General features: G+C 60.4%; 4 protein-coding genes, 3 tRNA genes and 3 pseudogenes. 9 read left to right on the forward strand and 1 reads right to left on the reverse strand.

Annotated elements, in window-relative coordinates; all coding sequences use genetic code 11:
* Positions 1–107 precede the first annotated feature (107 nt).
* The 9 genes and pseudogenes from lon (at position 108) to DES41_RS38630 (ending at position 6,704) form a co-directional block, all read left to right on the forward strand.
* Positions 108–2,540: an endopeptidase La gene (gene lon / locus DES41_RS34660; protein ID WP_114472193.1), complete on the forward strand. Its 2,433-nt coding sequence runs from the start codon at positions 108–110 to the stop codon at positions 2,538–2,540.
* Between the two features lie 61 nt (positions 2,541–2,601).
* Positions 2,602–2,677, forward strand: a tRNA-Gly gene (locus DES41_RS34665).
* 49 nt (positions 2,678–2,726) lie between these two features.
* Positions 2,727–2,802 (forward strand) — tRNA-Gly (locus DES41_RS34670).
* A 48-nt stretch (positions 2,803–2,850) separates the two neighbouring features.
* Positions 2,851–2,926 (forward strand) — tRNA-Gly (locus DES41_RS34675).
* Between the two features lie 226 nt (positions 2,927–3,152).
* On the forward strand, positions 3,153–5,084 hold the full coding sequence (locus DES41_RS34680) for a tyrosine-type recombinase/integrase (RefSeq protein WP_421666870.1): 1,932 nt from the start codon (positions 3,153–3,155) through the stop codon (positions 5,082–5,084).
* Positions 5,085–5,126: 42 nt separating this feature from the next.
* A pseudogene (locus DES41_RS34685) lies at positions 5,127–5,251 on the forward strand (IS5-like element ISCARN85 family transposase); the annotation flags it as partial.
* Between the two features lie 12 nt (positions 5,252–5,263).
* Positions 5,264–5,835 (forward strand): annotated as a pseudogene (locus tag DES41_RS38625) (response regulator); the annotation flags it as partial.
* 177 nt (positions 5,836–6,012) lie between these two features.
* Positions 6,013–6,174: pseudogene (locus tag DES41_RS39960) on the forward strand (two-component sensor histidine kinase); the annotation flags it as partial.
* 89 nt (positions 6,175–6,263) lie between these two features.
* Positions 6,264–6,704 (forward strand): ATP-binding protein, encoded by a 441-nt coding sequence (locus DES41_RS38630; protein WP_169884165.1) that lies wholly within the window; start codon positions 6,264–6,266, stop codon positions 6,702–6,704.
* A gap of 146 nt (positions 6,705–6,850) precedes the next feature.
* On the opposite strand, the gene DES41_RS34695 is transcribed toward DES41_RS38630, so the two are convergent.
* Positions 6,851–7,351 (reverse strand): DUF2938 family protein, encoded by a 501-nt coding sequence (locus DES41_RS34695; RefSeq protein ID WP_114472194.1) that lies wholly within the window; start codon positions 7,349–7,351, stop codon positions 6,851–6,853.
* Positions 7,352–7,693 lie beyond the last annotated feature (342 nt).

Raw genomic sequence — 7,693 nt, forward strand, 5'->3', positions numbered from 1 at the left:
CCGCAAGGGCGGCGCCGGCATTCTTCAATCTCTCCTGTGCCGCGCGCGGCATGGGTTGAAAATGTGACACACGCGACCATATTCGCTGGGTCACACAAAGGATTCTGATGTCCGGTCAAACCCCCCTGCCAGCCGAGCCGCTGGATCTGCCGCTGCTGCCGTTGCGCGATGTGGTGGTGTTCCCCCACATGGTGATCCCGCTGTTCGTGGGCCGTCCCAAGAGCATCAAGGCGCTGGAAGCCGCGATGGAGGCCGAGCGCCGCATCATGCTGGTGGCGCAGAAGGCCGCAGCCAAGGACGAGCCTCTGGTCACCGACATGTTCGATGTCGGCTGCGTCTCCACCATCCTGCAGATGCTGAAGCTGCCCGACGGCACCGTGAAGGTGCTGGTCGAAGGCCAGCAGCGTGCCCGCGTGAACCACATCGAGGATGGCGAGTCGCACTTCAGCGCCAACGTCACGCCGATCGAGATCGCCGACGCGTCGCAGAAGAACACCGAGGTCGAGGCACTGCGCCGTGCGGTGATGCAGCAGTTCGACCAGTACGTCAAGCTCAACAAGAAGATCCCGCCCGAGATCCTGACCTCGATCTCCAGCATCGACGATGCCGGGCGCCTGGCCGACACCATCGCCGCGCACCTGCCTCTGAAGCTGGACAACAAGCAGGTCGTGCTCGACCTGTCCGACGTGCGCGAGCGCCTGGAGAACCTGTTCGGCCAGCTCGAGCGCGAGGTCGACATCCTCAACGTCGACAAGAAGATCCGTGGCCGCGTGAAGCGGCAGATGGAGAAGAACCAGCGCGACTTCTACCTGAACGAGCAGGTCAAGGCGATCCAGAAGGAACTGGGCGAAGGCGAAGAGGGCGCCGACATCGAGGAGATCGAGAAGAAGATCCGCCTCGCCAAGATGCCCAAGGAGGCCTTGAAGAAGGCCGAGGCCGAGCTCAAGAAGCTCAAGCTCATGTCGCCCATGTCGGCCGAGGCCACCGTGGTGCGCAACTACATCGACGTGCTGACCAACCTGCCCTGGAGCAAGCGCACGAAGATCAAGCACGACCTGGCCAATGCCGAGGAGGTGCTCAACGAGGACCACTACGGCCTGGACAAGGTGAAGGACCGCATCCTCGAGTACCTCGCGGTGCAGCAGCGCGTGGACAAGGTCAAGGCGCCCATCCTGTGCCTGGTCGGCCCGCCTGGCGTGGGCAAGACCTCGCTCGGCCAGTCGGTGGCCAAGGCCACCGGCCGCAAGTACGTGCGCATGGCGCTGGGCGGCATGCGCGACGAGGCGGAGATCCGCGGCCACCGCCGCACCTACATCGGCGCGTTGCCAGGCAAGGTGCTGCAAAGCCTGTCCAAGGTCGGCACGCGCAACCCGCTGTTCCTGCTCGACGAGATCGACAAGCTGGGCACGGACTTCCGCGGCGACCCGTCGAGCGCGCTGCTCGAGGTGCTCGACCCGGAGCAGAACCACACCTTCGGCGACCACTACGTCGAGGTCGATTTCGACCTGTCCGACGTGATGTTCGTGGCCACCTCCAACTCGATGAACATCCCGCCGGCCCTGCTGGACCGCATGGAAGTCATCCGCCTGTCGGGCTACACCGAGGACGAGAAGGTCAACATCGCGCTGAAGTACCTGCTGCCCAAGCAGCTGAAGAACAACGGCGTGAAGGACGAGGAACTGCTGGTCGCCGAGGATGCCGTGCGCGACGTGGTGCGCTACTACACGCGTGAAGCCGGCGTGCGCTCGCTCGAGCGCGAGCTGTCCAAGATCTGCCGCAAGGTGGTCAAGGGCCTGCAGCTCAAGAAGATGACGCCACAGGTGGTCGTTAACGCCGACAACCTCAACGACTTCCTGGGCGTGCGCAAGTACACCTATGGCCGCGCCGAGAACCAGAACCAGGTGGGCCAGGTGGTCGGCCTGGCCTGGACCGAGGTTGGCGGCGACCTGCTGACCATCGAGGCCGCGACCATGCCCGGCAAGGGCGTGATCACGCGCACCGGTTCGCTGGGCGATGTGATGAAGGAGTCGGTCGAGGCCGCTCGCACGGTGGTGCGCAGCCGTTCGCGCATGCTTGGCATCAAGGACGAAGCGTTCGAGAAGCGCGACATCCACATCCACGTGCCCGATGGCGCAACGCCCAAGGATGGCCCGAGCGCGGGTGCGGCGATGACCACGGCCTTCGTGTCGGCGTTGACGGGCATCCCCGTGCGCAGCGATGTCGCCATGACCGGCGAGATCACGCTGCGCGGCGAGGTGACCGCCATCGGTGGCCTGAAGGAAAAGCTGCTGGCCGCGCTGCGCGGTGGCATCAAGACGGTGTTGATCCCGGAAGAGAACGCCAAGGACCTGCAGGAGATCCCCGAGAACGTGAAGAACGGCCTCGAGATCGTGCCGGTCAAGTGGATCGACCAGGTGCTGCAGGTGGCGCTGGAACGCGTGCCGACGCCGCTCGCGGACGACGAGCCTGCGGCTGCGCCCCTGGACGTGCCGGCAGCGGCCGAGGCCGACGCGGCGCGCGGTGTTTCGACCAAGCACTGAGATCGAAAAGTTCGGCGAAACTTGCCGGAAGGTGATTTTTTGGCCTATAATCTGAGGCTTCGCGGGAATAGCTCAGTTGGTAGAGCGCAACCTTGCCAAGGTTGAGGTCGAGAGTTCGAGACTCTTTTCCCGCTCCAGTTGAAGGCCGTAGAGAGAAGCATCGCTCTACGGTGGCGAAGAAAAGATGCGGGAATAGCTCAGTTGGTAGAGCGCAACCTTGCCAAGGTTGAGGTCGAGAGTTCGAGACTCTTTTCCCGCTCCAAGTCAGAAGCCGTCGAGAGGGCATCGCTCGACGGATGTGCAGAAAGATGCGGGAATAGCTCAGTTGGTAGAGCGCAACCTTGCCAAGGTTGAGGTCGAGAGTTCGAGACTCTTTTCCCGCTCCAAGTTATGATCTACAGACTTCTACTGACGTCTGTAAGTCGTTGAAAAGAGGGGCTTCGGCCCCTTTTTTCATTCCAGCGAGCGCCACGGAAATCCACCCACAGCTACCGTTTTTGAGTGACCAATTGAGGCACAAGAATGCGGTTGGGTCGGCTACCGGATAGTTGCTGGGGCTGAGCGGGAACCATGACGAGCATTAGGCCTAAGTCATAACTTAGGAGCCTCGAAATGGCACTCTCTGATCTGACCGTCCGGCAGGCAAGGACCACCGGCAAGCGCTACACCCTCTCCGACAACGACTGCCTGGGCCTGATGGTCTCTGCCGCAGGCGGCAAGTCGTGGATCTTCCGCTACTACTGGCTGGGCAAGCAGAAGCGCTTGTCCCTCGGCGGCTATCCCGCCCTCAGCCTGCGTGAGGCCCGCGCGGAGCGGGACAAGGCCCAAGCCCTGCTCGCCAGGGGAATCGACCCCCAAATCGAACGCGACCAGCGCCGGCACGCGGCCAAGCTGGCGGGCGAATACACCTTCAAGAACGTCTTTGATGCCTGGGTCGAGCATCGCCGCAAGGAACTCAAGGAAGGCCGTCAAAGCACGCTGTCGCAGATTCTGCGCATCTTCAACAAGGACGTGCTGCCCACCCTTGGGAAGATGTCGATCTACGACATTCGCCGGCCCCAGCTCGTGGGCGTCGTGGCGGCGATCGAGAAGCGCAAGGCGTTCACCACCGCCGAGAAGGTGCGCACCTGGTTCAATCAGATGTTTCGCTATGCCCTGGTCATTGCCGAGGGGCTGGAAGTCAACCCTGCAGCGGACCTGGACGTGGTGGCCGAACCCAAGCCTCCGGTGGCGCACAACCCCTACCTGCACCTTCCCGAGCTGCCCGAGTTCCTTCAGAAGCTCCGGCTCTACAACCCCCGGGGTTGGCAGACGCAGCTTGGCGTCCGGCTGCTGTTCCTGACGGGGGTGCGCACGGGCGAGTTGCGGCTGGCCGAGCCCGAGCAATTCGACCTCGACCGCGGCTTGTGGATCATCCCGCCGCAGGTCGTCAAGCAGCTCCAGGACGAAATGCGCAAGGCCGGCAAGCGGCCGCAGGACGTGCCGCCCTACATCGTGCCTCTGTCCCTGCAGGCCATCGAGATCGTGCACTATCTCCTGGGCGTGATGCGTCCGGCGCAGAAGTACCTGCTGTCGCATCGCAGCGAACTCAAGAAGCGCATCAGCGAGAACACCCTCAACAAGGCCGTGCAGCTCATGGGGTATGAGGGACGCCTGACCGGCCACGGCATCCGCGGCACTATCTCGACCGCGCTCAATGAGATCGGATACCCGAAGATTTGGGTGGACGCGCAGCTTTCGCACTCCGATCCGAACAAGGTCAGCTCGGCCTACAACCACGCTAAGTATGTGGAGCCTCGGCGCCGCATGATGCAGGACTGGGCCGACCGTCTCGATCTGCTCGAACAGGGCGAAGTGGAAGCCGCGAGCGCGCACCTGACCATCCGCATCGACGGCGTGCCGGCGATGGCTGAAGTGGAGGAAGCGCTGGGTGCGGTAGTTGCGGCCCCCACGGCGGCCGAGCCCGCTGTCCTCGGGGTGCCGCCCGTGGTGGCCACGCCCATCGTCGTGACCCCCAACAGCGGCGGAATCACGTTCCAGCGGCTGTCGCAGGTGCCGCCGGCTCCGGTGCATGCCCCGGAGCCGGAAGTATCCGCCATCCAGCGCGAGCGCGAGGAAATGCTGGCCATCTACGAGTCGCCGAACAATCTGCCGGTCCCGCTCTTCGGCAAGCTGGCCGGGAAGTCCAAGGACCAGATCAACCGCGAGCTGAAAGCGGGCAAACTCCTGTCCATCAGCCTGGGCAATCGCGGGCAGCGGGTCCCCGACTGGCAACTGGTGCCGCTCAAGCACAGGCTGGCCCAGGTGCTCATGAACCAGTGTCCGCACGCGGATTCGTGGGACCTGTACCGCATGCTGACCCAACCGCACCCTGACCTGGGTGATCGCGCAGCCATTGATGCAGTCACGCCCACCAACGTGCCTGCGATCGTCCGGGTCATCATGGGCGACTACCAGCGCCATGAGGATGCGCCCGAAGCCATTGCCTTGCGGCCCAACCCCCATGGATGTGCGGCAGAGCGTCCGTCGGCTAGGGCGTGTTAACACTAATTGAATTCATGCCTCAATACGGCGACACCGCTGGGCATGCAGATCACGCCCGAGCAATTCGCCGTATCGAACACTGCCTGCCCCTGCAGCGCGGCAACGTCAGCATGACCAACTTGCAAGTGATCAATGTGGGCTTCGTGCTGGTCGTCGATGGCCTGCGCGGTTTGTGTTAACAGGCCCTAGTTGAGTCCGGCTTCGTTGTGGACCTCGTACGTACGGGCTTAGACGGGCATCATATGGCCCTGACTGGTTCTTACGATTTGATTATCTTGGATGTCATGCTGCCCGACGTGGACGGTTGGCGTATCGTGCAGGCGCTACGCGATGCGAAATCCCCTGGACGCCGTTACTTTTTCTGACTGCCCGGGATAGTGTGGAAGACAGGGTCAAAGGGCTAGAGCTGGGCGCAGACGATTACTTAGTAAAACCCTTCGCTTTTTCAGAGCTCCTGGCGCGCGTTCGTACGTTATTAAGGCGGGGCGCCACTGCTGCTTTCCAGAATCAGTTACAGATCGCCGATCTCGTTCTCAATATTCCGCGCCGCCGAGCCCAGCGCCAAAACGTGTGTATTAATCTTACGAACAAAGAGTTTGCCTTGTTGGAGCTCTTGGTACGCCGGCAAGGCGAAGTGCTCCCTCGCTCGTTGATCGACACGGTTGGCATATGGCAAGACCATGGCGTGACATTTCGAGGAGCTGTACTACGGACCGGAAACAGTTTCCCTGCCCCGCGCATCTTAACCATAGCAGTCGCCACGGGTATCAATTTCCATCTGCATTATCTGGAGAGCTTTCGGGACTACCTTCGAATCATCACGGTTGCGGCCTGCCTCATTGCGATTTTGGCCACATGGCTGGCCGTACACCAAGGCCATGCGCCGATACGGCGTATCAGCTGCGAAATCCAAAAAATCAGGTCTGATCAGTTGCATATACGACTCGAAGCACACGCCGTGCCTACCGAGCTGGTCGAGCTCGCGATGTCCTTAAACGGAATGCTTGAGCGGCTTGAGGACGTCTTTCGCCGTCTCTCCGATTTTTCAGGCGACATTGCGCATGAGCTTCGAACCCCATCACGAACCTGAAAACCCAAACTGAAGTCGTACTTTCCCAGTCCCGCAGCGTCGAACAGTACCGGGAGATCCTGTACTCGAACTTAGAAGAGCACAAGCGCATGGCCAAAATGGTCGGCGATATGCTGTTCTTGGCCCAGGCTGACAATAACTTGCTCAAACCTGAGCTTGTCAAAATCGATCTCGAGGCCGAAATACGCATTCTCTTTGACTATCTTGGTGCCTGGGCCGAAGAGCGCGATGTTACGTTGGAGATCACCGGCCAGCAGATTTGTATCTTTGGGGACAGGCTGATGATCCGCAGGGCGTTGAGCAACGTATTGTCTAACGCGATTCGTTATACACCACCGGGAAATAGCGTCGACGTCACACTCGAATTAGCGGCGAAAGCAGCAACAGTGCGCATCGAGAATTCGAGGCCAATGATTCCCGCCGAACACATAAACCGGATTTTTGAGCGGTTCTATCGAACTGACGCCTCACGCCAACGCAGCGGAGAAGGAGCGGGTCTCGGGTTTAGCGATAGCGACATCCATCGCTGAGGCTCATAACGGCACGATCCATGCCCATTCCACAGTTCAAGCAACCGCGTTCGAAGTTAGCTTCCGTCGGTTGACTGCTGAAATACGCCCAGATGATGGGACCGCAGCCGCACAAAGGAGCAGCGACAAACACGCTTGTCGCAATTCTATGCAACGATGCCGTTGGTTAAGAGTGCCATCAGGTACATTCCAACACCGAATACGGAATGCCCAATCACGCTTTTTAGACGTTCAAGGTTAGGCTTCAAAGCCTTCGATGCCAGAACGCCTTGTCCCATGCCTGGCATCATCACAAAATATGGCGCAACCAAAAATGCCCACAGCAAGAGCATGGGTGGAAGCATGGTGGGTTGCCTCAACCACCCGTCGCCCCACACCGCGACGAGAATCAGGCCATACGCAATCCCGGTGGCATAATGCACTATCCACCCAAGCGCAAGCTCTCCGCGAATGGGAGACGCCGCACCAATACTTTCATGTGTGAAGCGCCCCGATTGCATATGCCCCACCCAACGCCCTACCATGGCCCAATTGGGGCCTGAAATGCCAAGAAACCTCGAGCCGGCTGCAATCCATAGATCAAGGATCACCGTGGCGCCGATACCTACAACGGATGCTTGCAGTGCAATTTCGATTATCTCAGCCATCGCGATTTTTCCTTTAACTTAGGCTATGCTCAAACGTGGTCGTGACCTTCGGATCATGACCATCGAGGTATACCGGCCGGCAAAACTTACCGCAGAACATCAAAGTGGACAGAGTTATTGTCAAATCTGGTGTTTGCGAGGGGTGGCGTGATCAGGCGGCGAGCGGTTGCTGAGCCGGTGTGCTGTCGGTCACCGGTAGTCCGTCTTTGAAAGGGACGCCTTCCAGCAGCGAGGCGATTTTCTCTGGTGAACCGCCCCGGGTTTCGCGGAGGCTGTTTAGTTAAAGTAAGACGGCCTTATCGGATGGGGTTCCGAGTCGGTTGTAGTAGTTTGCCTCAGCTT

The sequence above is a fragment of the Pseudorhodoferax soli genome, assembly GCF_003337555.1.
Classification (GTDB): Bacteria; Pseudomonadota; Gammaproteobacteria; order Burkholderiales; family Burkholderiaceae_C; genus Pseudorhodoferax; species Pseudorhodoferax soli.

Excerpts from the sequence above, each read along its gene's own strand:
- lon (WP_114472193.1), top strand. The coding sequence starts at position 108 with ATGTCCGGTCAAACCCCCCTGCCAGCCGAGCCGCTGGATCTGCCGCTG.
- DES41_RS38630 (WP_169884165.1), top strand. The coding sequence starts at position 6,264 with ATGGCCAAAATGGTCGGCGATATGCTGTTCTTGGCCCAGGCTGACAAT.
- DES41_RS34680 (WP_421666870.1), top strand. The coding sequence starts at position 3,153 with ATGGCACTCTCTGATCTGACCGTCCGGCAGGCAAGGACCACCGGCAAG.
- DES41_RS34695 (WP_114472194.1), bottom strand. The coding sequence starts at position 7,351 with ATGGCTGAGATAATCGAAATTGCACTGCAAGCATCCGTTGTAGGTATC.